The sequence below is a fragment of the Aeromonas sp. MdU4 genome (genome assembly GCF_041929505.1).
Classification (GTDB): domain Bacteria; phylum Pseudomonadota; class Gammaproteobacteria; order Enterobacterales; family Aeromonadaceae; genus Aeromonas.
On sequence record NZ_JBHFMW010000034.1, the window covers coordinates 15,189 to 39,692 of the forward strand.

General features: G+C 60.7%; 19 protein-coding genes. 11 read left to right on the forward strand and 8 right to left on the reverse strand.

All coding sequences use genetic code 11. The features are described from left to right. The first annotated feature begins 60 nt into the window (after window positions 1–60). The 5 genes from ACE1BR_RS20260 to malZ all read left to right on the forward strand — a co-directional run bounded on the left by ACE1BR_RS20260 (window position 61) and on the right by malZ (window position 5,958). The gene (locus ACE1BR_RS20260; RefSeq protein ID WP_374873456.1) at window positions 61–1,050 is read left to right on the forward strand and encodes a 2-hydroxyacid dehydrogenase; all 990 of its coding nucleotides are present in this window, start codon (window positions 61–63) and stop codon (window positions 1,048–1,050) included. A gap of 198 nt (window positions 1,051–1,248) precedes the next feature. Beyond that, the gene (yegD, locus tag ACE1BR_RS20265; protein WP_374873458.1) at window positions 1,249–2,610 is read left to right on the forward strand and encodes a molecular chaperone; all 1,362 of its coding nucleotides are present in this window, start codon (window positions 1,249–1,251) and stop codon (window positions 2,608–2,610) included. A gap of 165 nt (window positions 2,611–2,775) precedes the next feature. Then, entirely contained in the window at window positions 2,776–3,192 is a 417-nt protein-coding gene (locus ACE1BR_RS20270; RefSeq protein ID WP_374873460.1) for an META domain-containing protein, read from the forward strand. An 82-nt stretch (window positions 3,193–3,274) separates the two neighbouring features. Then, entirely contained in the window at window positions 3,275–4,123 is an 849-nt protein-coding gene (locus tag ACE1BR_RS20275; protein WP_374873462.1) for an HDOD domain-containing protein, read from the forward strand. Window positions 4,124–4,128: 5 nt separating this feature from the next. Further along, window positions 4,129–5,958: a maltodextrin glucosidase gene (gene malZ / locus ACE1BR_RS20280; protein WP_374873464.1), complete on the forward strand. Its 1,830-nt coding sequence runs from the start codon at window positions 4,129–4,131 to the stop codon at window positions 5,956–5,958. Window positions 5,959–6,071: 113 nt separating this feature from the next. Here the strand turns inward: malZ and ACE1BR_RS20285 are convergent, their stop codons facing one another. Both ACE1BR_RS20285 and ACE1BR_RS20290 read right to left on the reverse strand, forming a co-directional pair. Further along, window positions 6,072–6,605 carry an ATP--cob(I)alamin adenosyltransferase gene (locus ACE1BR_RS20285; RefSeq protein ID WP_374873466.1) on the reverse strand — a complete coding sequence of 178 codons (534 nt, stop codon included), beginning with the start codon at window positions 6,603–6,605 and terminating at the stop codon, window positions 6,072–6,074. A gap of 94 nt (window positions 6,606–6,699) precedes the next feature. Continuing rightward, a complete protein-coding gene (locus tag ACE1BR_RS20290; protein WP_374873468.1) occupies window positions 6,700–7,848 on the reverse strand; it encodes a DUF5610 domain-containing protein in 1,149 nt (382 codons plus the stop codon). Between the two features lie 170 nt (window positions 7,849–8,018). On the opposite strand from ACE1BR_RS20290, the gene trmA reads away from it, so the two are divergent. Beyond that, the gene (trmA, locus tag ACE1BR_RS20295; protein WP_374873470.1) at window positions 8,019–9,152 is read left to right on the forward strand and encodes a tRNA (uridine(54)-C5)-methyltransferase TrmA; all 1,134 of its coding nucleotides are present in this window, start codon (window positions 8,019–8,021) and stop codon (window positions 9,150–9,152) included. Between the two features lie 59 nt (window positions 9,153–9,211). Here trmA and ACE1BR_RS20300 read toward each other — a convergent pair whose 3' ends face one another. From ACE1BR_RS20300 to ACE1BR_RS20325, 6 genes are all read right to left on the reverse strand, one after another. Beyond that, the gene (locus ACE1BR_RS20300; RefSeq protein ID WP_374873472.1) at window positions 9,212–10,945 is read right to left on the reverse strand and encodes a methyl-accepting chemotaxis protein; all 1,734 of its coding nucleotides are present in this window, start codon (window positions 10,943–10,945) and stop codon (window positions 9,212–9,214) included. Window positions 10,946–10,996: 51 nt separating this feature from the next. Further along, a complete protein-coding gene (gene mglC / locus ACE1BR_RS20305; RefSeq protein WP_374873474.1) occupies window positions 10,997–12,007 on the reverse strand; it encodes a galactose/methyl galactoside ABC transporter permease MglC in 1,011 nt (336 codons plus the stop codon). 16 nt (window positions 12,008–12,023) lie between these two features. Beyond that, window positions 12,024–13,544 carry a galactose/methyl galactoside ABC transporter ATP-binding protein MglA gene (gene mglA, locus ACE1BR_RS20310; protein WP_374873476.1) on the reverse strand — a complete coding sequence of 507 codons (1,521 nt, stop codon included), beginning with the start codon at window positions 13,542–13,544 and terminating at the stop codon, window positions 12,024–12,026. Window positions 13,545–13,597: 53 nt separating this feature from the next. Then, window positions 13,598–14,587, reverse strand: coding sequence for a galactose/glucose ABC transporter substrate-binding protein MglB (gene mglB, locus ACE1BR_RS20315; protein ID WP_374873478.1), 990 nt, complete (start codon window positions 14,585–14,587; stop codon window positions 13,598–13,600). A gap of 242 nt (window positions 14,588–14,829) precedes the next feature. Further along, window positions 14,830–17,889, reverse strand: a complete 3,060-nt coding sequence (locus ACE1BR_RS20320) for a beta-galactosidase (protein ID WP_374873480.1) — start codon at window positions 17,887–17,889, stop codon at window positions 14,830–14,832. A gap of 178 nt (window positions 17,890–18,067) precedes the next feature. Further along, window positions 18,068–19,075, reverse strand: coding sequence for a substrate-binding domain-containing protein (locus ACE1BR_RS20325; protein ID WP_374873482.1), 1,008 nt, complete (start codon window positions 19,073–19,075; stop codon window positions 18,068–18,070). Between the two features lie 204 nt (window positions 19,076–19,279). Between ACE1BR_RS20325 and galE the strand changes: the two genes are divergently transcribed. From galE to bacA, 5 genes are all read left to right on the forward strand, one after another. Further along, the gene (gene galE / locus ACE1BR_RS20330) at window positions 19,280–20,293 is read left to right on the forward strand and encodes a UDP-glucose 4-epimerase GalE (protein WP_374873484.1); all 1,014 of its coding nucleotides are present in this window, start codon (window positions 19,280–19,282) and stop codon (window positions 20,291–20,293) included. 61 nt (window positions 20,294–20,354) lie between these two features. Then, window positions 20,355–21,404: a UDP-glucose--hexose-1-phosphate uridylyltransferase gene (locus ACE1BR_RS20335; protein ID WP_374873486.1), complete on the forward strand. Its 1,050-nt coding sequence runs from the start codon at window positions 20,355–20,357 to the stop codon at window positions 21,402–21,404. Continuing rightward, on the forward strand, window positions 21,401–22,549 hold the full coding sequence (gene galK / locus ACE1BR_RS20340) for a galactokinase (RefSeq protein WP_374873488.1): 1,149 nt from the start codon (window positions 21,401–21,403) through the stop codon (window positions 22,547–22,549). The genes ACE1BR_RS20335 and galK overlap by 4 nt, the downstream gene beginning before the upstream one ends. Next, entirely contained in the window at window positions 22,546–23,535 is a 990-nt protein-coding gene (gene galM / locus ACE1BR_RS20345) for a galactose-1-epimerase (protein ID WP_374873490.1), read from the forward strand. The genes galK and galM overlap by 4 nt, the downstream gene beginning before the upstream one ends. Before the next feature lie 112 nt (window positions 23,536–23,647). Then, entirely contained in the window at window positions 23,648–24,463 is an 816-nt protein-coding gene (bacA, locus tag ACE1BR_RS20350; protein WP_374873492.1) for an undecaprenyl-diphosphate phosphatase, read from the forward strand. Window positions 24,464–24,504: the final 41 nt, after the last annotated feature.

Genomic DNA, 24,504 nt, shown 5'->3' on the forward strand with positions numbered 1-24,504 from the left:
CGGTGATAGCTGACCCATTTTGTTGTAATTTAACGACACACTCGCTGCGGAGCACACACCATGAAAGTCGCCGTATTCAGTACCAAGAGCTATGACAAAGAGCATTTCACTCAGGCCAACAGCCAGTACGGCTTCGATCTGGAGTTTTTCGATGTGCGGCTGGAGGCCAAAACGGCACGACTGGCTCACGGCTTCCCGGTGGTCTGTCTGTTCGTCAATGACGATGCCGACCGCGAGGTATTGACCGAACTGGCCGCCAACGGCACCCAGGTGATCGCCCTGCGCTGCGCCGGTTACAACAACGTGGATCTGGCTGCCGCCAAGGAGCTGGGACTGAAAGTGGTACGAGTGCCCGCCTACTCCCCCGAAGCTGTGGCCGAGCACGCGGTCGGTCTGATGATGACTCTCAACCGCCGTATCCATAAGGCTTATCAGCGTACCCGCGATGCCAACTTCTCGCTGGAAGGGTTGGTCGGCTTCAACATGTATGGCCGCACCGCAGGCATTATCGGCACCGGCAAAATCGGTATCGCAACCCTGCGCATCCTCAAAGGCTTCGGCATGCGCCTGCTGGTAAGCGATCCCTACCCCAATCAGGCAGCCATCGATCTGGGCGCCGAGTATGTGGATCTCGACACCCTGTTCCGCCAGTCCGACGTCATCAGCTTGCACTGTCCGCTGTTCAAAGAGAACTACCACCTGCTGAACAAGGAGGCGTTCGCCAAGATGAAGGACGGTGTAATGATCATCAACACCAGCCGTGGCGGCCTGCTCGACTCCAACGCCGCCATCGAGGCGCTCAAGAGCTCCCGCATCGGCGCGCTGGGGCTGGATGTCTACGAAGAGGAAGAGGATCTCTTCTTCGCCGACAAGTCCAACGAGGTGATCACCGATGACGTGTTCCGCCGCCTGTCCGCCTGCCACAACGTGCTGTTCACCGGCCATCAGGCGTTCCTGACCCGCGAGGCGCTGCACGCCATCGCCGACACCACCCTCGGCAACATTCAGGCTATCGAGAGCCAGGGCCGCAGCGACAACGAAGTGGAATAAGGGCTCGCCCTCTCTTCGTCACGCGCCGGGTTGTGAGACCCGGCGCCATCGGGTAGGCTAGCCCCCCTTTTTTATTCAGGAGTCTGGCGCCCATGTTGCTCGGATTTGCTCACTGGACCTCCGACTGTGCGTCGGGTTGTGAGACCCGGCACCTTCGGGTAGGCCAGCCCTCCTTTCTTACTCTGGAGTCTGGCGCCCATGTTTATCGGATTTGATTACGGCACCTCCAACTGTGCCGTGGCCGTGATGGAACAAGGTAGCCCCAGGCTGCTCAATCTCGGCGCATCCCGCTACCTCCCCTCCACCATGCACGCCCCCCACCGGGATGCCATCGCCGGTCTGTTGGCCGAAGGGCTGGCACCGGCCCAGCAGGCGGAGTACCTCAAGCTGCGTGGCCCCGTGATCACCCGTGCCCAGGCGGTGCGCCGCCTGATGCGCGAAGAGGGGCTGATCGACGAGCTGAGCTTCGGCGGCGCCGCGCTGGAGCGCTATCTGGAAGAGCCGGACGACGGTTACTACATCAAGTCGCCGAAATCCTTCCTCGGTGCCTATGGTCTCAAGGCCCCCCAGATCGCCCTGTTTGAAGATATCGTCTGCGCCATGATGCTCCACGTCCGCCAACAGGCAGAGCAGCAGCTTGGTGCCCCGATCAGCAAGGCGGTGATCGGCCGCCCGGTCAACTTCCAGGGGCTGGCGGGGGAAGAGAGCAACAGCCAAGCCATCGCCATCCTGACCGAGGCGTCCCGTCTGGCTGGTTTCGAGCAGGTGGAATTTCTCTATGAACCGGTGGCTGCCGGTTTTGAATTCGAGGCGCGCCTCACCGAAGATGCGGTGGTACTGGTGGTGGATATCGGCGGCGGTACCACCGACTGCTCCATGCTGCGGATGGGCCCAAGCTACCGCGACCAGCTGGATCGCAGCGGCGATCTGCTCGGCCACAGCGGCCAGCGGATCGGCGGCAACGACTTCGACATTCGCCTGACGGTGGAAGGGATGATGCCGCTGCTCGGCATGCACGAGGTGCTCAAAACCGGCAAGCCACTGCCCCACCCGCTGTTCTGGGATGCGGCCGCCATCAACGACGTCAGCGCCCAGAGCCGTTTTTACAGTCTCGATACCGCCCGCCAGCTGCAAGAACTGCAGCTCGACAGCCAGCCCGGCACCAAGCTGGGGCGTCTGGCCAACCTGCGGGCCCACAAGCTGAGCCACCAGCTGGTGTGGCGTGCCGAGCAGGGCAAGATCGCCCTCTCGGAGCAGGAGAGCAGCCGCCACGCCCTGAGCGAGCTGGAAAAAGGGCTGGAAGCGGAGCTGACCCGCGAACAGCTGGCCAATGCCTCGGCTCTGCTGCTGGAGAAGATTGGCGAGCTGATGGACGAAGCGATCGCTGCCGCTGGTGTGCAACCAGACCGCATCTTCGTCACCGGCGGTAGCGCCCGCTCACCGCTGATCGCCAGCTTTATCCGCCAGAAGCTGCCGACTATCCCGCTCGAGGGTGGTGATGACTTTGGCTCGGTGGCTGCGGGCTTGGCCCGTTATGCCGAGCGGCTGTTCACCAACTGATCCCAGAGATAGCGCAAACCGATGGCAACTTCCCCAAGGTGTTGCCATTAAGCGACAGTGGTGCGGGACAAGGGGCGACAGAAGCGGTCGGTCGTCCCCTCTCGCGCCCTGCTCCAGGGCGAGCAAACCGAGTATTCTTGTAGCTCCCCCAACCGGAGCCCCCTCATGCCCAGATTGCCCTGTTTGCTGATCCCCCTGTTACTGCTCGCTGGCTGCAGCTCGACCACCTTTGTTCAGCAAGATCTGCAACATCACCACTGGGTACTGAGCAAACTGGATGGCGAGCCGGTGGCAGCCTCGCGCGACAATCCCCCCGATTTCGAGATCGGTGAGCACTTCACCGTCAACGGCATCGCCGGTTGCAACCGCTACTTCGGGCAGGGCCATCTGGAAAATGACAAATTGTGGGTCACCAGCCTGGGTAGCACCGAGATGGCCTGCATGCCACCACTGGATACCGTGGAGCAGGCGGTTCTGACCACTCTTACCGAGGGGGCGACGCTGAGCGGCTCCAGCCAGACCCTGATCCTGCAGGGCAAACAGCACCGTTTGGAATACACTCTGCGCGACTGGGTGTTCTAGCGCTCGCAACCCCCATCACAAAGCCGCATCACAAACAGGAACATGTTGTCCGGCTGTGGCACAATATGAGGCAGAGTTCGTAATGGAGGCTGCCTCAGCCATGTCGATGGATCGTCTGTTTGACAAGATCAAACAACTCCCCACTATTCCCAAGCTGCTGCATGAGTTGATGCAGAGCTTCAACGACGAGAATGCCCGCATCGACGAGATTGCGGCCAAGATCGCCATGGATCAGGTGATCAGCGTCAAGGTGCTGCGGATGGCCAACTCGGCCGCCCTGCGCCGGGGCAACGAAGTGACCTCCATCGATCAGGCGGTGATCCGCCTTGGCTTCAACCGACTGCGCTCCATTGTGGTCGCCTCCGGCATCATCGGCAGTTTCAAGGCGCCCCCCAGCTTCGACAAGAACAAGTTCTGGACCGAGACCTTTCAGGTTGCCACCATCGCCAAGACCCTGGCCCATGAGACCAAGGTGCTCGACCCCGAAACCGCCTTCACCTGTGCCCTCATCCACAACATCGGCGAACTGCTGATCCAGAGCACCCTACCGGAAGAGGCGGAGCTCATCAATCTGGCGATCCAGAATGGCAGCAGCCGGGTCGAGGCTCAGCGCGAGATGCTGGGCTATGACTATGCCCAGCTCGGTGCCGAGCTGGCGCGACGCTGGAGCCTGTCGGAGAGCTTCGTCGATGCCATCTCCCAGCAGCTCGACCCGCTCTCCCACGATCCGGTCAGCAAGGAGGCGGTACTGATCCGCCTCGCCGTATTTATCTCCTTCGCCTGGAATGCGGGGGTGCCTGCCCAGGCCATCATCGCCCGCTTCCCCAAACCGCTCGCCGATCAGTTGGGACTGGATCCCAAATCGCTGGCTGGCCAGCTCGAAACACTCCACGAACAGGGTAATGCCCTCGCCGATCTTCTGACTCAATAAGCATCATGACCCATCCGTTTCTGTTTCATCCCCAGGTGGCGCCCTGGTTCAAAGAGAGCGCCGACGCCCTGCAACTCACCCTGTTCAGCGCACTGGATGCCCCGATCCGCGAAGTGTGGCTGCGCCATGAGCCGGACAACGAGGAGTACCTGATCCCGATGACGGCCGTCTCGACCCGCGACCGGCTGCAGGTGTGGCAGGTCACCCTGCCACTCATCAAGGGACAGGATATCCATCTCTACTGCTTCAAGTGTCTGACTGACGAAGAGCAGTGGTGGCTGCACGGGGCGGGTGTCAGCTCGTCCATGCCGCCACGGGAACAGCATTTTCGCTTCAACAGCCTGCACCAGCCACCGGCCTGGGTGCAGGATCAGGTCTTCTACCAGATCTTCCCCGACCGCTTCTGCAACGGCGACCCGTCGCTCAGCGTCAAGCATCATGAGTACGAATACCGCGGCAAGGCGGTGATCAGCAAAGCGTGGGGTGAACCGGTCAGCGGCCACGAAGAGGGACACGGCGCCTGTGAATTCTATGGCGGCGATCTGGCGGGGATCGATGCCAAGCTGCACTATCTGCAATCCCTCGGGGTGACGGCGCTCTATCTCAACCCCATCTTCGATTCACCGAGCAACCACAAGTACGACACTCAGGACTACTTCAAGGTGGATGCCCACCTCGGCAGCAACGAGCAGTTCGCCGAACTGACCCGCAATCTGCACCAGCGCGGCATGAAGATCATCCTGGATGCGGTGGTCAACCACACCTCGACCCAGCACCCCTGGTTCTGCCCGCCGCTGGGGGCCAACAGCAACCCGGACTCCCCGTGGCGCAGTTTCTATACCTTTGATAGCGAAGGGGATTACGTCAGCTGGAAGGGGATTCGCAGCCTGCCCAAGCTCGACTTCTCCTGCGAAAAGGTGCAGGACGCCATCTATCGTGCCGACGATGCCATCCTGCGCTACTGGATGCGCGCCCCCTACCAGATCGACGGCTGGCGCTTCGATGTCATCCACATGCTGGGGGAACGGGGCACCGCCGAGGGCAACCGCAGCCATGTACGCGCCATTCGCGGTGCGGTGAAGCAGGAGAACCCGGACGCCTACGTGCTCGGGGAACACTTCTTCGAAGCGAGCCAGTGGCTGCAAGGGGATCAGGAGGATGGCGCCATGAACTACTACGGCTTCGCCCATCCAATCCGCGCCTTCCTGGCTGGCAAGGATATCGCCTACCACCCCATCAAGATCAGCGCCGAAGAGCTGGATCGCTGGCTCAAACTGGCGCGCGCCCATATCCCGTTCAAGAACCAGCTGGCCCAGTTCAACCTGCTGGACAGCCACGACACCGCCCGCTTCCTCCACCTGCTGGGTGAGGACAAGCAGCGAATGCAACTGGCCGCGACCCTGCTGCTCACCTATATCGGAGTCCCCTCCATCTACTACGGTGACGAGGTAGGACTGTCGGGGGGGGGCGATCCGGATTGCCGCCGCTGCTTCCCGTGGGAGACCACCGCCTGGGATCACGTGCTGCACGATCACTATCGCCGCCTGATCCAGATCCGCCGCCAGCGCCCCTCCCTGCGCCGCGGTGATATCCAGACCCTCTATGCCGGCCCGCACAGCTATGTGTTTGCCCGCACCCTGCAAAGCGATCAGGTGGTGGTTGCCTGCAACCGTCACCCCAGCGAGCCGCGCACCATCAGCCTGCCCCTGTGGCAGACCGCCAGCCCGGCCAGCCGCTTCACCGATGCCTTCAATGGCGACAAGTTTGAAGTGGTGCAGGGCGAGGTGCAGCTCACCATCCCTGCCAACTCGGCCAGAGTGCTAATCTCCAGCTGAGTGAGCCGCAAGCACACTGAAAAGCAAAACCGGAGCACACAGCTCCGGTTTTTTTATTCCGTTCAATCCATGATGGCCTCTGACTCGCGGCCCTACTCAGCCAGCCATTCTAGTCAGTAGTTGATGCTGACATAGGGCACTTCCGGCACCTGCCAGCACTGTTTGAGGTAGACGGTGAGCACGAAGAAGAAGTTTGCCAACAGGTTGGCGAAGCGATAGAGAATGGAATCGAAAGCCACCTCGCTCTCCTCCAGCCGTACCAGCAATCGCACCACCTTCTTGCTGCTGCAGCGGCACAGATGGAGAGTGGGGATGGGCTGCGGCCCCTGCGGCAACACGAAACCGGTGACGCTCCCGCGACTCGCCTCGTTGTAGTGGTCGTAACAGGCCTTGAGCCACTCAAGGTCTGCATCGAAGATCCCCAGCTTGCCGCGCACCGAGCCGTTGAGGTTGTAGATAAGCCGCTGCAACAGAGCGAGATCCGCCAGCATGGGCTCGGTATCGGCATCCGGCGCAAGGTGTGACAACACGGCCCCGACCTGACAGCAGAGCTCATCGGTGGCGATTTCAAAGTCACATTTGAGCGAGGTTTCGAAGATAAAGGGGTAGCAGAGCTCGCGCTTGTCTCGGGGCTTTTTCGGATTCATTGGCTGGTCACATCGGGAAAAAGGCCAGTTTGCCAGCCCCCGCAGGAGCTGGCAAACGGCCGGTCAGGAGCTAATCAATCCCGATAGCAAGCGCTCAGGCACTCTTGCCGCTGCTGGTGGGCTCGGTCGATGGCTGGAACTGGCTCAGCATCCGCATCGCCTGCAACATGCGCTGGTTGAAGCTGGTGAAGCTGCCAATCTGTGCCGGGTCGGTTTGACCGCGCGCAGCCAGCACCGCAGGGGTCAGCGCCTGCTGCTGTGACTCCGGTAGCACGGCATCAGCCTGTTTCTGCACCTCATCGAGTTTGGGCAGGTAATCGGCAAAGGGCTTGAGCAGATCCTGCAGCGAGCTCGCGCCCTGATAGGTCTGACTCAACTTGACGCTCTGCTTGAGCTTGAGCGAATAGGATGCCAGCTGGCTGTCGTCCAGTTTCAGATCCCCCGCCTTTTTCAGCAGGTCGTCGAAGTTGCCGGAGAAGAAACTTCCGGCAAGATCGTCGATCCCCTTGACCAGCTTGCCGATAGAGTCCATCTCCTCGCCACTGAGATCTCCCTCCAGCGAGAAGCCGAAACTCTGGCTCGACTTGAGGCTGAACTGGCTGCCACTGTCGCTCTTCTGGGACTTGGCCTGCCAGTTGTCATTGAAGCGCAGCACCACCTTGTCGCCATCCTTGGTCTGGATCTCCAGATAGCCCTGCTGGCGACTGGCCATCTCGGCCGCCCCCATATCGGTGGGAGAGACCTTGCCGAAGAACTCCTTCTCGAACTCGTCGAGCCCCTTCTGGATCAGCTTGTAACTCTGATCCATGCCGGTTTTGATATCCCCGTTGTCAGCCCAGTCACCAAGTTGTTTGCGGGCGTCACCGAAGCCGTTATCCACCCCCTTGCGAGCCTGTTCCATCATGCCGGCCAGATCATCATCCGACTTGCCGTCGGCACGAGCCGCCCCCAGCCGCCCGGTAACGAACTGCAGCACGTTGTCCGCCACCGACTGGAAATCGAACAGGGTATCCGGGGTGACCTCTTCCGGCCGATCCTGCGTCTTGGGTGCCTGATAACTTTGACCATTGATCTTCAGGGCAAACTGCAATGCCTGCTGGATCAGTACCTGTGCCCACTTCGGGGGCTTGTGCAAGGAGACCTCATCCTCGCTGTTGACCTGTTTCGACTCCGCCTGCTGGGGCGATTTGGGAGAAACACCCACTCCCATGGGTTGGGCTGCGCCCACGCCGTCGATCTGCATAATGTGTCCTCCCACCATGCCTGTAGATCAGCTATCGGCCTGACTGAATACTTCTTGACCACAAAATGCTGGACAATCTGCGGCTGGCTTTTAAAATCGGGCCCCTTTGGGTGGTCTGTTGCCATCCCGCGATTTCGACCCGGCCCGGCCGGTGTGCATATGAGGTATCTATGACCCAATCCCAACGGGTTTCCGCCGACTCGGCGCCCCTTCGAACCCCGGCCGACTATCAGACCCAGCTCGATGAAAAGAGTGCGCGCCTTACCGGGCTGTTTGCCAGCTTCAACCCTCCTGCGCTGGAGGTGCACAGCTCACCGGCGGAGAACTACCGGATGCGCGCCGAATTCCGCATCTGGCACGAGGGCGACGACCTCTTCCACTGCATGTATGCGCCAGCGACCAAAGAGATCATCCGGGTCGACTACTTCCCCACCGCCAGCCGCCTCATCAACCAGCTGATGCCGGTACTGCTGGATGGACTGCGCCCCCATCAGGTGCTGCGTCGCAAGCTGTTCCAGATCGACTACCTCTCCACCCAGTCCGGCCAGATCATTGTCAGCCTGCTCTATCACCGCAAGCTGGAGACCGAGTGGCAGCAGGCTGCTGAAGCACTGCAAGCAGACCTGCGCGCCAAGGGGTTCGAGCTGCAGCTGATTGGCCGCGCCCACAAGCAGAAGATCTGTCTGGGCGATGACTTTGTCATCGAGCAGCTCAACGTGGCAGGCCGCCAGCTCATCTACAAACAGGTGGAAAACAGCTTCACCCAACCCAATGCCGCCATCAACGAACAGATGCTGGGCTGGGCGCTGGACGTGACCAACGGCAGCGAGGGTGACCTGCTGGAGCTCTACTGCGGCAACGGCAACTTCTCCATCGCGCTGGCGCAGAACTTCCGCAAGGTGCTGGCCACCGAAATCGCCAAGCCGAGCGTCGACTCCGCCCAGTTCAACATCGCCGCCAACGGCGTCGACAACCTGATCATCCTGCGCATGTCGGCCGAAGAGTTCACCATGGCGATGCGCGGCGAACGGGAGTTCAACCGCCTCAAAGGGGTCGATCTGGGCGCTTACCAGTGCAACACCATCTTCGTCGATCCCCCCCGCGCCGGTCTCGACGACGCCACCGTCAAGCTGGTGCAGGAGTACGACAACATCCTCTACATCTCCTGCAATCCCGAGACCCTGCAGGCCAACATGGCCGTGCTGGGCGAAACCCACGAAATCGCCCGCTTCGCCCTGTTCGACCAGTTCCCCTGGACCCACCATATGGAGGCCGGGGTCTACCTGCGCCGCAAGGCGGGTTGATCCGAAGGGATAAAAAAACAGGGCCGCTTGGCCCTGTTTTTTTATGGCGTGAACAGGTGTTACCGCAATCGGAAGTGGCCCACTATCTCCCTGAGCCGGTCGTAGGTCTGCTGCATCGAGTCCGCACTGGCGACTGTCGCCTCCCCATTGTGAGTCAGCTGGCGGATCACCTCGGCGATGGCGCTCATATTGCGGTTGATCTCCTCGGCTACCGCGCTCTGCTGTTCGGCAGCGGTGGCGATATGACTGATGAGATCGTTGATCTCCACTACCTCACCCGCCATCAGATCCAGCGACTCGTTAACCCGGGTGGTGTTCTCGGCAGCGCCCTGACAGCTCTGCTTGGTGTTCTCCATCGCCTCCACCACGGTGCGGCTGCCCCGTTGCAGGCTGGCCAGCATGGTCTGGATCTCCGCCGTGCTCTGCTGGGTGCGGGCCGCAAGCGAGCGCACCTCGTCCGCCACCACCGCAAAACCACGCCCCTGCTCACCGGCTCGGGCGGCCTCGATAGCGGCATTAAGGGCCAGCAGATTGGTCTGGTCAGCAATGCTGCCGATCACCCCCAGCACAGAGCCAATCTGCTGCACACCCTGCTGCATGGTCTCGATGGAGCGGGCCGTCTCCTCCACCTCGTCCACCAGCGCCATCACGCTGGCCATCGCCTGATCGACCACCTGCCGCGACTGGCTTGCCAGCTGCTGGCTCTGGCCGGTGAGCCGGGCCGTGCTGGCCGCGCTCTCGGAGACGGAGACCGCGGTGCGGCTCATCTCGTTGATGGCGGTCACCACCTGCTCGGTTTCCCGTATATGATCCGCCAGCAATGACTGGGCGGCGCCGGTCTGGCTGGCCAATCCGGCAATGCCGCTATTGAGCTGGCCACTCGCCTCCTGCACCTCCCCCATCATCTCCTGCAGCCGCTCGATAAAGCGGTTGATGCCAGCCGAGATCTGGCCCAGATCATCGGTGCTGGTCACCGCCAGCCGACGGGTGAGATCGCCGCTGCCGCGGGAGAGCTCCAGCACCAGATCCCGCAGCGAGAGGATGGGGCGATAGGCCAGGTTGAGCGCCAGCACGGCGAGCACCATCACCACCACGGCTACCCCGAGCAGCGCCATGATGATCTGGCCGTTGAGTGCCTGAGTCATGGTGCGAATGTAATCAAGATCGATATAGCCGGTCAGGGTCCAGCTGTTGCCGCGAATATCCAGCTGGTTGGGGCGCGCTTCGCTCTCCCCCTGCGGCTTGCTGTCATAGAGACTGTTGCCCTGACTGTCGGCCAGCGAGAAGTAGCGCCCCTCGCCACTCATCTTGGTCAGCAAGCTCTTGAATTCGCTCATATCGAGATAGTAGAGATAGGCCGAATCAGCCCCGCGCGGCACCAAAATGGTGACAACTGGCTTGCCATCCACCTGTTGCAGCGGGCTGACGGTGATCTGGTTGTTGGCGGCGGGGATCAGCTTGCGCAGCGCATCGACCTTTGCCGTATCGTTGATAACGCCGCTCACGTCGAACGCCATGTCGCCAATCACTTTGACGATATTGTGAAAGCCGGTCTCTTGCAGGGTCTTCTTGACGTTGGTCACCCCGAAGTTGAGGTTGGCGGCCAACAGGATCTTCTGATTAATGTCGCTGGCCAGCTTCTCTTTGACCAGGGTGATCTGTTCGTTGATGTTCTTGGTCGCCTGGGTACGAATATAGGCGCTGATGAAGTGATTGACGCTGAACCAGGCGGTACCGATGGTGACCAGAATGGCCAGCAGCAACAGGACGTAAATCTTGACCTTGAATGGCATGGGATCCCTCCAGAAGAGAGGGCTGGCACTGCCAACCCTCCCTGCCAATCGTTATTTCTTCTTGGCGTACTTCATGGAGTCCAATGCCACCGCCAAAATGATGATGCCGCCCTTGATGATGAACTGCCAGTAAGGGCTGACGCCGATATAGGTCAAACCATAGTTGATCAACGTGAAGATGAGTACGCCGGTGATCACACCTGCGACAGTTCCCACCCCACCCGCAAATGACACCCCGCCCACCACGCAGGCAGCGATAGCGTCGAGCTCGTACATAAAGCCCAGGTTGTTGGTGGCGCTACCGATCCGGCCAGCTTCCAGCATGCCGCCAAAGGCGTAGAAGACCCCTGCCAGCGCATAGATCATCACCAGATTGACCGCCACGTTGACGCCGGAGACCTTGGCCGCCTCGGGGTTGCCGCCGATGGCAAAGATGTTTTTGCCAAAACGGGTCTTGTTCCACAGCACCCAGACAAAAACGCTGGCGATGGCCGCGTAGAAGGTGAGGTATGAAAGCTTGAATCCTCCTATTCGGATAAAGCCTTGGGCGAAGCTGGAGAAACGGGGGTCAAAGCCAGCCACCGGCGAAGCGCCCACCGAGTCGAAATAGAGGGAGTTGATGCCGTACACGATGATCATGGTGCCCAGAGTGGTAATGAACGGGGTCACGTTCAGATAGGCCACGATCAGACCGTTGACCAGACCTATCAGGGCGCCCACGGCACACACCAGCAAGATCACCACCGGAATGGGCACCTCGCCCAGCGTCGGGAACACCTTGTTGACGTTGGTCAACGCCTGCAGCATGGTCGCCGCAATCAGCGCCGCCAGACCGACCTGACGACCGGCCGACAGATCCGTACCCTGGGTGATGATAATACCTGCCACCCCCAGCGCGATGATGACCCGCACCGAGGACTGGGTCAGGATGTTGCTGAAGTTGGTGAGGCTCAGGAAGGAGGGTTCCTTGATCACGATGATCATGAGCAGCACCAGCAGCACCAAGTAGATGGCGTTCTCCTTGAATGCCTGCATCAGATTGAAATTTTTAGCCGACTCCATAAATGTCTTCCTGTCTCTAGAGGTACAGAGATGCCAGGCGCAGAATCTCGCTCTGGTCAGTTTCTTTGGTGTTGACGATCCCGGCGACCCGACCATTGCTCATCACCATGATGCGGTCGGTGATCCCCAGCAGTTCGGGCATTTCGGAGGAGATGATAATGATCCCCTTCTCCTTCTTCGCCAGCTCCAGAATGAGCTGATAGATCTCGAACTTGGCCCCTACATCGATGCCGCGGGTCGGTTCGTCCAGCATCAGGATCTCCGGCTGGGTCAGCAGCCAGCGGCCGATGATCACCTTCTGCTGGTTGCCCCCGGAGAGGGAGCCGATCTGGGTCTGCTGGGTCGGCGTTTTGACCCGCATGGAGTCGATGACCCACTGGGTATCGCTCTTCATCTTGTTGTCGCTGAGCAGACCCATGGAGCCCTTGTAGCTGTCCATGTTGGCGATCAGGGAGTTGAAGGCGATGTCGAGCCGGGAGTAGATACCGGTTGAGCGGCGCTCCTCGGTCACCAGCGCAAAGCCGTTGCGAATTGCTTCGTGGGCGTTGTGGTTGGCCACCTCTTTGCCGTGCAGTTTGATGGAGCCCTGGCTGCGATCGCGGATGCCAAACAGGGTCTCGACGATGTCGGTGCGCTTGGCCCCCACCAATCCGGCGACGCCGAGGATCTCCCCCTTGTGCAGGTTGAAGGTGATGTCCTGAATGGAGGGTTGGTTCTTCGCCGTCAGGTGTTCGACTTCGAGGATCACCTCTTTCGGCTGGTTGGTCTTCTCCGGGAAGCGCTGGGTGAGCTCACGACCGACCATCATGCCGATGATCTGATCCATGGTCATCCCCTTGAGCGGCTGGGTCGCCACCCACTGGCCATCCCGCAATATGGTGATCTCGTCACAGAGCTGGAAGATCTCCTCCATCTTGTGGGAGATGTAGACGATACCGCACCCCTTATCCTTCAACTTGTTGATGATCTTGAAGAGGTGGTTTACCTCTTTCTCGGTCAGCGAGGAGGTGGGTTCGTCCATGATGACGATCTTGGCGTCGTAGGAGAACGCCTTGGCGATCTCGATCATCTGCATCTGGGAGACCGAGAGGGACGCCACCTTGACCCGCGGGTCGATGTCGATATCCAGCTCCTCGAAGATGCGTTTGGTGTCTTCATACATCTTGCCGTGGTCGATGAACCACCCTTTGGTGGGGTAGCGGCCGAGCCACATGTTGTCCATCACGGAACGTTGCAGCACCAGGTTGAGCTCCTGATGCACCATGGAAACGCCGTTCTCCAACGCCTCCTTGGAGGAGGTGAAATTGATCTCCTGCCCCTTGAAGAAGATCTTGCCCTGATCCTTCTCGTAGATGCCGAACAGGCACTTGAGCAGCGTCGATTTTCCCGCCCCGTTCTCGCCCATCAACGCATGCACAGAATGAGGACGGACCCGTAAATTGACATTATCGAGTGCCTTGACGCCAGGAAAGCTCTTACTGACGTCAATCATCTCCAACAGCCATTCTGATTGTTGCTGTGTTGTCATATCAGCCATCACATCTGGTTGGAAAAAGGGCAAGGGGATCTCCCTTGCCCTGGAGGAGGGAATTATTCGAATTGAGACAGGTTGTCTTTATCTACGCCGACGTAGGGAACACGCACGACCTTGTTGACGATATTCCACTTGGTGCCTTCACCGGCCGCTTTGCCTTCAGCCAGGTTCTTGGTCAGCTCGTAGGTCGCCTTGGCCTGGTTGGCCGCATCGTTCAGCACAGTACCGGCCATGGCACCACTCTTCACCAGCGCCAGCGCTTCAGGCAGCGCATCCACACCGAATACCGGAATGGCAGTCTTGCCCTGCGCTTTCAGCGACTCGACAGCGCCCATCGCCATGCCGTCGTTGTTGGCGATGACCACTTCGATCTTGTTGGCGTTGGGGCCGGAGATCCAGGCGTCCATCTTGTCCTTGGCCATGGCGGTATCCCACATACCGGTATCCATGTGCAACTGCTGGGTCTTGATACCCTCATCGTTCAGGGTCTTGATGACATAGGTGGTACGGGCCTCGGCATCCGGGTGGCCCGGCTCCCCTTTCAGCAGCACGAACTGGATGACGCCATCCTTGTTCAGATCCCAGGCCGGATTGGCTTTCCAGTGTTTGGCAATCAGGTGACCCTGGATGATGCCTGACTCCTTGGAGTCGGTACCCACGTAGTAAGCCTTGTCATAGCTGGCCAGATCGGCGGCACTCGGCTCCTTGTTGTAGAAGACTACCGGGATATCTTCGCCACGGGCCTTCTCAATCACCACTGGGGCGGCAGCCGGGTCAACCAGGTTGATGGCCAGCGCCTTCACCCCCTTGGCCAGCAGCACGTCGATCTGGTCGTTCTGCTTGGACTGGTCGTTCTGGGAGTCGTTCATCAGCAACTCAACCCCGGGGTTGGCAGTCGCCTCCTTCTCGATCGCCTTGCGCACCACCGCCATGAAGTTGTCGTCATATTTGTAGACGGTCACCCCGATGCGGGTTTCAGCGTGGGCAGCAGTGGCGCCAGCCATCAGGCCCAGCAGCAGGGCAGCAACGGTCGTCATTTTTTTCATTGTGTGTGCTCCGATGTATCTATCTGTGTTGTAGGGTGGCGAGCTATTGAGCAAGCGCCGATTAATGTAATCAGTTTGTTGTCATTTCTTCTGTGATCATGACTACAAAATGAAAACGTTTACACTCTGTTACATTGAATCTTTTTCTTATTTTTCAAAAGCATAAATGCAAGCGTTGATTTTTGGACTCAATCTATTCCGCAGCATTGAGGCTAGTCGCTAACAGGCTGTTGTCAAAGAGCTCAACCAAGGGTGCAGCGCCAGCGGTAGCAACGGGCGGTCAGCTGATACTCGGGACGCACACTCTGGCTCCAGGAGTCATCGCCACCCACCCCCATATGGGCACCATCGAGACAGACCCACAGCCCCTCTTCGGCCACCAGATCGCTCTGGTGACGCGCGGCAGCGAGCTGCTGCTGGCTGAAGCGGCTAACGCTGAAATGGAAAGCGCCGCTCATCGTTGAGCTACCCAGCTGCAGCTGGCGGGTATCGCAGCGCAAGCCGTTGTCGGTCGGGAACACATAAGGAGTGTGCATGGCCTCCAGCGGCAGGCTCCAGCGACCCAGATCGGCACCCAGCAGGCGATCCGGATAGTTTTCGTGCGGTCCACGACCCAGCCATTCGGCCCGTGCCGGTACCTCGGCCAGATGGAGCAGCAGACCGATCCGTGGTAGCGAGGGGAGCGTAGCCGCCAGTTCGCACTCAATCTCGAGACTCATGGTGCCATCGTCAGCAAAGCTGTGATGCCAATGGCTCAGCAGTTGCAATTGATCCTGATGGAAATAGCCGTGAGTCACCCGCAGCTCGCTGCCGGCCAGCGCCACAGCCAGACAGCGGTGCTGCCACTGCCCTAGGCCGCACGCCTGCCAGCGGGCAATCCAGGAGTTGGGGTCAGCGTGATCCGCCTCGCTGGTGCCGATATCGTTGTCGAGCGGCGCCCGGTAGAAGTGATCCATGATCGGCGCCAGCAACTGCTCCTGCCCCGATTTTTGCCAGCTGGTGATGCGCCCGCTCTGCTTGTCGAGCCACCACTGACTATTTGCGGCAGTGACCCGCCAGCAATCCGGCTGCTCCGTCAGGGTGGCTGCATCTGCGGGAGCAGGCAGCGCAAGGGGGGTAGGCAGGGTGAATTGCTGACGGGCGACCTTGTGCAACGGCTCCGACCAAAGAGTGGCCTGTGGCTGAACGATGGCCAGATCGAGCCAAGCCAGTGAACCTGCCGCAAAGGCGGGCAGCATCTCGGTCAGGGTCAACTCGACCGCCCCTTGCGGCGCCAGCTCAAGGGAGATTTCCCCCTGCTGCAGCACATGGCCGTTCTCGCACAGCTGCCAGTCAAGCCGCTCGTTATCGGTTTCCCGAAACAGGTATTCGCTCTCGATCCGCACCCGCAGCGGAGAGTGTTCAAGCAGAGTGAAGCGGAACGGCTGCTGGGCACGCTTCGCCTCGCACAGGGCGGGATGGGGGGTGCGATCCGGGAACAGCAGGCCATTGCAGCAGAACTGGCGATCGTTTTGCAGATCGCCAAAATCGCCGCCATAGCCCCAGTAGTGACGGCCATCGGCAGTGTATTTGTCGAGCCCCTGATCGACCCAATCCCAGACAAACCCGCCTTGCAAACGTGGATGATCGCGAAACGCCTGCCAGTAGTGGGCGTAGCCCCCCAGACTGTTGCCCATGGCGTGGGCATATTCGCAGAGGATCAGCGGCCGGTGCTCGCCGGGCAGGCCGATCCACTTGGCCAGCGCCCACTTGGGCACCACCGGGAAGGGTTGATCCTGATGGGTTCTGGCATACATGGGGCAGATGATGTCGGTGGCCGGGGTATCGGCCCCTCCCCCTTCGTACTGCACCGGACGACTGGGGTCGCTGCGCTTGATCCAGCCATACATGGCATCGTGGGCCGGGCCGTAACCCGACTCGTTGCCCAGCGACCAGATGATGATCGAGGGGTGGTTGAAATCCCGCGCCAGCATGCGGGTCGCCCGCTCCAGAAAGGCGTTGCTCCAGGCAGGATCACGCGCCAGCCGCCCCATGGGGGTCATGCCGTGAGTCTCCAGATTCGCCTCGTCCACCACATAGAGGCCGAGCCGATCGCACAGGCGATAGAAGTCAGGGTGGTTGGGGTAGTGGGAGCAGCGCACCGCGTTGAAGTTGTGCCGCTTCATCAGCAGCAGATCCCGCTCCATAGTGGCGCGATCGATGGCATACCCCTTGGCGGGGTGATGCTCGTGACGGTTGGCACCGCGAATAAGCAGCGGCTGACCGTTGACCCTCAGCAGGCCGCCACGGATCGCCACCACCCGAAAGCCCACATCACACGCCTCGCTCTCGATGGCTTGGCCCTGCTCGTCCAGCAAGGTCAGGGTCAGGCGATAGAGATGAGGTGTCTCGGCGCTCCACTTGCGCGGCGCAGCCACGTCGAGCCACAGGTCGGCGCGATCGTCATAAGCCCCTTTTTCGTCAATAGTTTGCGTGCCGATCCGCTGGCGCAGGGTCTCGACCCGCTCGCCACCGTCATAGAGATTGGCTTCCACCGAGAGGCCAGCCGCATTGACCGCCTGCAGCGCGATCTTGAGGCGGCCATCCCGATAGCAGGCGTCCAGCTCGGGGGTGACCCGGATATCCATCAGATGACGGGCCGGTTTGTGCAACAGGCTAACGGAACGGAAGATCCCCGACAGCCACCACATATCCTGATCTTCCAGATAGGAGCCATCGGACCAGCGCAGCACCAGCACCGCGAGCCGGTTGCGACCGGCGTGCAGATATGGGGTCAGATCGAATTCGGCGGGCAATCGGCTGTCTTGGGAGTAGCCAACCCAGCGGCCGTTGCAGAAGAGGTGGAAGGCACTACTCACCCCGTCAAAGATGATCCGGCTCTGGCCGCTGGCCAGCCACTCGGCAGGCAATTCAAACTCGCGGGAGTAGCAACCGGTGGGATTCTCTGCCGGTACCCGCGGTGGATCGCAGGGAAAGGGGTATTTGATATTGGTGTAGATGGGGCCATCGGTGAGCGGCCGAGTCGCCGGATAGGCGGCATCCAGCTGCCAGTTGCCCGGCACCGTGATGGGGCAGGCATCCGCCAGATCCTGCGCCAGCCAACCCTCGGGTACCTGTTCGGGAGCGGCAAAGAAGGAGAACCGCCACTCGCCATCCAGCGAACACCGGGAAGGAGAGATGAGATCATCCCTGGCATCCGTTTCGCTACGCCAGCTGAACATGGGGGTATGAGCCGCCAGCCGATTGACCGAAGTAATCGCCTGGGTCTGCCAATCCTGACGCGCCACTATCTCCCTGAGCATTCCCTTCTCCCTGATGACTGGAAAACGTATGCCAGTCTAGAGAAGTGTGGCCGAGGGATCGGCGATCTCGCTCACACAGATGTAAACGATTACACCATTTTTGTTAAGTAAAACGGAGTAAAAACCATTAAAAATAAGTAAAACAATAATGAGCCAGAAAACAGGCTGCAAACTGCTCCTATCCAGCGCGTACCGGTGCCACCGAGTGGCGATTGATCAGGGTTGGGGTATAGATCCGGCTCTGAGTCGCCTCACTCTCCCCTGCAGCCAGCAGCAGAGCCAGCTTGGCAGCCTGGCCAGCCATCAATTCGATGGGGTAGCGCATGGTCGATAGCTTGGGTCGCAGATATCTGGCATAGATGATGTCGTCAAAGCCCACCACCGAGACCTCCTCCGGCACCCGCAGGCCATTGTCCGCCAGTACCGAGATGGCACCGGCTGCCATGGCGTCGTTATATGCCACGACCGCGGTTACCTTGAGCCCCTTGGCTAACAGGTTGAGCATGGCGCGCTCCCCCCCCTCCTCGTTCGGCGTACCGCTCTCGATAAGCTCCTGGTCGACGGCCAAACCCGCCTCCTTCAATCCGTCCTGATAGCCCTGCAGCCGGGAGGTCGCATCCTCGATAGCGTGATCCGAGCTGATAAAGGCGATGTGGCGGTGGCCCAGGTCTATGAGATGGCGGGTCGCCGTGGCGGCACCCAGCCGGTTGTTGAGGGCGATGCAGCGCCCCTTGAGAGCAGGAATGTCGCGGTTGATCAGTACCATACCAGGCACCCGCTGCGCATAATCGATCAACTCTTCGTCACTGAGTGCCTTGCTGTGCACCACCAGCGCCTCACAGCGCTTGCCGATCAACAGCTCGATCGCTTCACGCTCCTGGCGCGCCTTGTGAAAACCGTTACCCATCAGCAAATGCAGATTTTGCTCAACAGCAACATCACAGACCCCCTTCACCATGGAACCGAAGAAGGGATCGGCCACGTCACCCACCACGACACCCATGGTATCGCAGGTCTGGTTCACCAGTGCTCGCGCGTTGGCATTGGGGGTGTAGCCCAGCTCGGCCATGGCTTTTTTGACCGCCTCGCGAGAAGCCGCACTGGCCTTGGGTGAGTTGTTCATCACCCGTGAAACCGTTGCCACCGATACATTGGCCAAACGGGCGACATCCTTGATGGTACTCATGCTGTTTTCACTTATTTCACTGTGCAATAGTGTCGTCATTATACCCAGCAAACCTATTGAAAACAGTGATGAAGCGAGGATCTGCGGTATTGGTGCCCACAAAAAACAGTGTAATCGTTTACACGGTTTTGCAAGCAAGCTCACAGTTTGTGATCCCCCCCCTCGGCTAGACTCCTCCCAGACACTTTTTCAGTGGAGAGCAAGATGAAGGTTCTGGTTACCGGCGGCTGCGGATATATCGGCAGCCACACCTCTCTGGCCCTGCAAGCCGCAGGCATGACCCCGGTCGTGGTCGACAACCTCTGCAACAGCAAGCGCAGCGTGCTGGCACGAGTCGCCGCGATCAGCGGCCAACAACCCGTGTTCTATCAAGGGGATATTCGCGATGCCTCCCTGCTGGACAGGATCTTCGCCGAGCAGCAGATCGATGCAGTGATCCACTTTGCCGCCCTCAAGGCAGTCGGCGAGTCGACCCGCATACCACTGGATTACTACGAGAATAACCTGAGCGGCACCCTCACCTTGCTGCAGGCAATGAAGCGGGCCGGAGTACACAATCTGGTGTTCAGCTCCTCGGCCACCGTCTACGGTGATCCGGCCAGCCTGCCAATCCGCGAGGATTTCCCCCGCAGCGCTACCAACCCCTACGGCCGATCCAAGCTGATCATCGAGGAGATCCTCGAGGATCTGCAGCTCGCCGAGCCGCACTGGAGCATGACCCTGCTGCGCTACTTCAACCCGGTCGGCGCCCACGAGTCGGGCACCATGGGGGAAGATCCCCAAGGCATTCCCAACAATCTGATGCCCTATATCACCCAGGTCGCCATCGGCCGTCGCGACTGTCTCTCGGTCTTTGGAAACGATTACCCAACTGTAGATGGCACCGGCGTACGCGACTACATCCACGTGATGGATCTCGCCGAAGGACACGTCAAGGCGCTGCAACACTGTGCCAGCAAGGGTGGCGTGCACACCTACAACCTGGGCACTGGCCAGGGCCAGAGCGTGTTGCAGCTGGTCGCCGCCTTCTCCGCCGCCTGTGGCAAGCCGCTGCCGTTTCGCATCGAACCGCGCCGTCCCGGCGATATCGCCGCCTGCTGGGCCGATCCGGCCAAGGCAGAGCGCGAACTGGGCTGGCAAGCGACCCGGGACATCGACGCCATGTGCGCCGACAGCTGGCGCTGGCAATCCGCCAACCCGAACGGTTACGAGGAGTAGGTCTTCCTGCTCCCCGTTAATAAACGACTTTAGTGTTCCATATCTTAATTCAGGAGAGATGATGTTTAACCCCGTTGATCATCCCCATCGCCGCTTTAACCCGCTGACCGGCCAGTATGTGCTGGTCTCTCCCCACCGGGCCAAACGCCCCTGGCAGGGGCAAGTGGAGAAGGTAAGCCAGGCCCCCAAACAGGCCCACGATCCCGACTGCTTCCTCTGCGCCGGCAACACCCGGGTCACCGGTGACATCAACCCCGACTATCAGGGCACCTTCGTCTTTACCAACGACTTCGCTGCTCTGATGCAGGATACCCCGGCCGCCGATAAGGCCAGCGATCCCCTGCTGAAGCTGGAAGCTGCCCGTGGCACCAGCCGGGTGATCTGCTTCTCGCCGGATCACGGCAAGACCCTGCCCGAGCTGCCGCTGCCCGCCATCGAGGGGGTGATCACCACCTGGATGGATCAGGTCGCCGAGTTGTCCAGCCAGTGGGAGTGGGTGCAGGTATTTGAAAACAAAGGGGCTGTCATGGGCTGCTCCAACCCGCACCCTCACGGCCAGATCTGGGGCAGCGACTTCCTGCCCAACGAGATCGCCCGTGAAGAGCAGCACCAGCACGACTGGCTGGCCGAGCATGGCCGCCCCATGCTGCTGGAGTATGTGGAGCGGGAGCTGGCAGATCGCTCGCGCATCGTGGTAGAGACCGAGCACTGGCTCGCCGTGGTCCCCTTCTGGGCCGCCTGGCCGTTCGAAACCCTGCTGCTGCCCAAGGCACACGTGCCCTCCATGCTCAACCTGACCAAGGCCCAGCAACAGGATCTGGCGGTGGCGCTGAAGGAGCTCACCAGCCGCTACGACAACCTGTTCGAATGCAGCTTCCCCTACTCCATGGGCTGGCACTTTGCGCCGCCCAAATCGGAGTGCCCCGAAGCGTGGCAGCTGCATGCCCACTTCTATCCGCCCCTGCTGCGCTCCGCCACGGTGCGCAAATTCATGGTCGGCTTCGAGATGCTGGCAGAGACCCAGCGCGACCTTACTCCGGAGCAGGCCGCCGAGCGGCTGCGTGCCCTGAGCCCCATTCACTTCAACCAAGCCAATGAGGAGACCCTATGACCCCGAGCCAACGCGTCAGCGCCGTTTTTGCCGAACAGTTTGCCAAGACGCCCGACCTGCTGGTGCGCGCCCCCGGCCGCGTCAACCTCATCGGTGAACATACCGACTACAACGATGGCTTCGTGCTGCCCTGCGCCATCGACTACGAGACCTGCGTTGCTATCGGGCTGCGCGATGACCAGCAAGTGCAGGTGATCGCCGCCGACTACGACAACCAGCGCGACCAGTTCGACCTTGGCCAGCCCATCGAACATCACCCCAGCCAGCGCTGGAGCGACTACATCCGCGGCGTGGTGAAATATCTGCAAGAGCGCGGCCATGCCCTGCGCGGCCTCGATCTGGTGGTCTCTGGCAACGTGCCACAGGGTGCGGGTCTCTCCTCCTCCGCCTCGCTGGAAGTGGCCATCGGTCAGGCCTTTAAAGAGGCACTGGGGCTCAACATCAGCCAGGCTGAGATCGCCCTCAACGGTCAGCAGGCGGAGAACAAGTTCGTCGGCTGCAACTGCGGCATCATGGACCAGATGATCTCTGCCAGCGGCAAAACCGATCACGCCCTGCTGCTCGACTGCCGCTCGCTGGAGACCCGCCTCATCCCCATGCCCACGGATCTGGCGGTGCTGATCGTCAACTCCAACGTGCGCCGCGGTCTGGTGGACAGCGAATACAACACCCGCCGCCAGCAGTGCGAAGCGGCCGCCCGTCACTACGGGGTCAAGGCGCTGCGCGATCTCGATCTGGCGGCACTGGAAGCAGGCAAGACCGGGCTGGATGAGGTCTGCTACCGCCGTGCCCGCCACGTGGTAGGTGACAACACCCGCACCCTGGCGGCAGCCGACGCGCTGGCGCAAGGGGATCTGGTTCGTCTCGGCGAGCTGATGGCGGATTCACACGCTGCCATGCGCGATGACTTCGAAATCACTGTGCCCGCCATCGACGGTCTGGTGGAGATCATCAAGGCCAGGATCGGCACCGAAGGCGGCGTGCGGATGACTGGCGGCGGCTTCGGCGGCTGCGTGGTCGCCCTGCTGCGACCCGAGAAGGTGGCCGAGGTGATCGCCGCAGTTGAAGCCGAGTATCCGACCCGCTTCGGCCTCAAGGCCGACTGCTACGTCTGCTCTGCCCGCGCCGGTGCAGGCAAGCTATGAGCAGCGCCATGACGCCATTCGAGCTGGAAAACGAGGAGGGGCTGCGCCTGCGCGGCCTCGACTTCGGTGCCACCCTCACCTCCCTCACCCTGCCGGTGGCGGGCAAACGGCGTGAAGTGCTGCTGGGCTGCGCCGACGAGGCCTATCCCGCCCAACAGGTGTGGCTGGGCGCGGTGGCCGGGCGTTTTGCCAACCGCATCGGCGGTGCCGAGTTGGTGCGCGATGGCGAGCGCTGGCCGCTGGATGCCAATCAGGCCCCCAACTGCCTGCATGGCGGGCAGACGGGCTTTCATCGCCAACAGTGGCAGATCAAGGAGCTGGAGGCGGATCGGGTCAAGCTGGCGCTGCTCTCCCGAGCGGGTGATCAGGGCTTTCCCGGCAATCTGCGGGTAACCCTGGAGTACCGGCTGGAGCAGAGCGATCTGGTGGTGGATTTCGTCGCCAGCACAGATGCAGCAACGCCGGTCAGCCTCACCAGTCACGCCTACTTCAATCTCGATGACAACCCGGACGGCGGCGATGTGCGTGACCATCTCATCAGCCTTAACGCCAACCATTTCCTGCCTACCGACCCGAGCGGTTTGCCGATCGCCATCACCCCGGTGGAGGGGCCGTTCGATCTGCGCCAAGAGCGCCTGATTGGCCAGGATTGGTTGAGCCATCCCCAGCAGCAACAGGCCAAGGGATACGATCACGCCTTTGTACTCAATGGACCGGAGCAGAAGTGGGCAGCTCGCGTGGTGTCAGGTGACAGACAGTTGGCGATGGAGGTCTACACCAACCAGCCCTCGCTGCAGCTCTACACCGGCAACTGGCTGGCCAACACCCCGAATCGCCAGGGTCTGGCGCATCGGGATCACGACGGCTTCTGTCTGGAAGCACAACAACTGCCCGATAGCCCGAACCGACCCGAACTGGGCAACCCCTGGCTGGTGCCGGGCGAGCGCTATCACCACCAGACTCGCTACCGCTTTATCCGCGACTGACTTAAAGGTTTCACAATTTTTCCGTAGCAGCGCCAGCCACATTCGAGCAAGATAAGCCGCCCCGAGACCCTTCCGGGGCGTTTTTGCATCAACGTAGCAAGGATTCTGTTCGATGACTGACACCTATAGCCTGCTGGTCGCCTTTATTCTGGGCGTCGTCGAGGGGCTGACCGAGTTCCTCCCCGTCTCCTCCACCGGCCACATGATCATCGTCGGCCATCTGCTGGGCTTTGAAGGGCCCAAGGCCGCCACCTTCGAAGTGGTGATCCAGCTTGGCTCGATTCTCGCGGTGGTTGCCGTCTTCTGGCGCCGCCTGTTTGGTTTGATTGGCATCCACTTCGGCCAGAAGCCGGAACCGGGCCACGCCACTCTGTCGCTGATCCACGTCATCCTCGGCATGATGCCCGCCATCGTGGTCGGTCTGGCCATCCACAGCTGGATCAAGGCCAACCTGTTTGGCCCGCAAACCGTGATGTATGCGCTGGTTGCGGGCGGTATCCTGCTGATCATCGCCGAGAAGTTCCGCCCGGCGGTTCGCTCCGAAACCCTGGATGACATCAGCTACAAGCAGGCATTCGGTATCGGCCTGTTCCAGTGTCTGGCACTGTGGCCCGGCTTCTCACGCTCAGGCGCCACCATCAGCGGCGGCATGCTGATGGGGATCAGCCGCCATGCAGCGGCCGAGTTCTCCTTCATCATGGCGGTGCCCATGATGATGGCGGCCAGTACGCTGGATCTCTACAAGAGCCGCGACGTCCTCTCCATGGCCGACTTCCCGATGTTTGCGGTGGGCTTTATCACCGCCTTCGTGGTCGCCATGGTCGCCATCAAGAGCTTCCTGGCGCTGATCCGTCGCCTCGACTTCATCCCGTTCGCCATCTACCGCTTTATCGTGGCGTTTGCCGTCTATCTGCTGTTCGTCGCCTGACGAACTCCGGCATGAAAAAAGGGACCGCAAGGTCCCTTTTT

Excerpts from the sequence above, each read along its gene's own strand:
- ACE1BR_RS20325 (WP_374873482.1), bottom strand. The coding sequence starts at position 19,075 with ATGAGTACCATCAAGGATGTCGCCCGTTTGGCCAATGTATCGGTGGCA.
- mglC (WP_374873474.1), bottom strand. The coding sequence starts at position 12,007 with ATGGAGTCGGCTAAAAATTTCAATCTGATGCAGGCATTCAAGGAGAAC.
- galE (WP_374873484.1), top strand. The coding sequence starts at position 19,280 with ATGAAGGTTCTGGTTACCGGCGGCTGCGGATATATCGGCAGCCACACC.
- mglA (WP_374873476.1), bottom strand. The coding sequence starts at position 13,544 with ATGGCTGATATGACAACACAGCAACAATCAGAATGGCTGTTGGAGATG.
- yegD (WP_374873458.1), top strand. The coding sequence starts at position 1,249 with ATGTTTATCGGATTTGATTACGGCACCTCCAACTGTGCCGTGGCCGTG.
- ACE1BR_RS20290 (WP_374873468.1), bottom strand. The coding sequence starts at position 7,848 with ATGCAGATCGACGGCGTGGGCGCAGCCCAACCCATGGGAGTGGGTGTT.
- ACE1BR_RS20260 (WP_374873456.1), top strand. The coding sequence starts at position 61 with ATGAAAGTCGCCGTATTCAGTACCAAGAGCTATGACAAAGAGCATTTC.
- ACE1BR_RS20320 (WP_374873480.1), bottom strand. The coding sequence starts at position 17,889 with ATGCTCAGGGAGATAGTGGCGCGTCAGGATTGGCAGACCCAGGCGATT.
- galK (WP_374873488.1), top strand. The coding sequence starts at position 21,401 with ATGACCCCGAGCCAACGCGTCAGCGCCGTTTTTGCCGAACAGTTTGCC.
- bacA (WP_374873492.1), top strand. The coding sequence starts at position 23,648 with ATGACTGACACCTATAGCCTGCTGGTCGCCTTTATTCTGGGCGTCGTC.
- ACE1BR_RS20285 (WP_374873466.1), bottom strand. The coding sequence starts at position 6,605 with ATGAATCCGAAAAAGCCCCGAGACAAGCGCGAGCTCTGCTACCCCTTT.
- trmA (WP_374873470.1), top strand. The coding sequence starts at position 8,019 with ATGACCCAATCCCAACGGGTTTCCGCCGACTCGGCGCCCCTTCGAACC.
- ACE1BR_RS20275 (WP_374873462.1), top strand. The coding sequence starts at position 3,275 with ATGGAGGCTGCCTCAGCCATGTCGATGGATCGTCTGTTTGACAAGATC.
- ACE1BR_RS20270 (WP_374873460.1), top strand. The coding sequence starts at position 2,776 with ATGCCCAGATTGCCCTGTTTGCTGATCCCCCTGTTACTGCTCGCTGGC.
- mglB (WP_374873478.1), bottom strand. The coding sequence starts at position 14,587 with ATGAAAAAAATGACGACCGTTGCTGCCCTGCTGCTGGGCCTGATGGCT.
- malZ (WP_374873464.1), top strand. The coding sequence starts at position 4,129 with ATGACCCATCCGTTTCTGTTTCATCCCCAGGTGGCGCCCTGGTTCAAA.
- ACE1BR_RS20335 (WP_374873486.1), top strand. The coding sequence starts at position 20,355 with ATGTTTAACCCCGTTGATCATCCCCATCGCCGCTTTAACCCGCTGACC.
- ACE1BR_RS20300 (WP_374873472.1), bottom strand. The coding sequence starts at position 10,945 with ATGCCATTCAAGGTCAAGATTTACGTCCTGTTGCTGCTGGCCATTCTG.
- galM (WP_374873490.1), top strand. The coding sequence starts at position 22,546 with ATGAGCAGCGCCATGACGCCATTCGAGCTGGAAAACGAGGAGGGGCTG.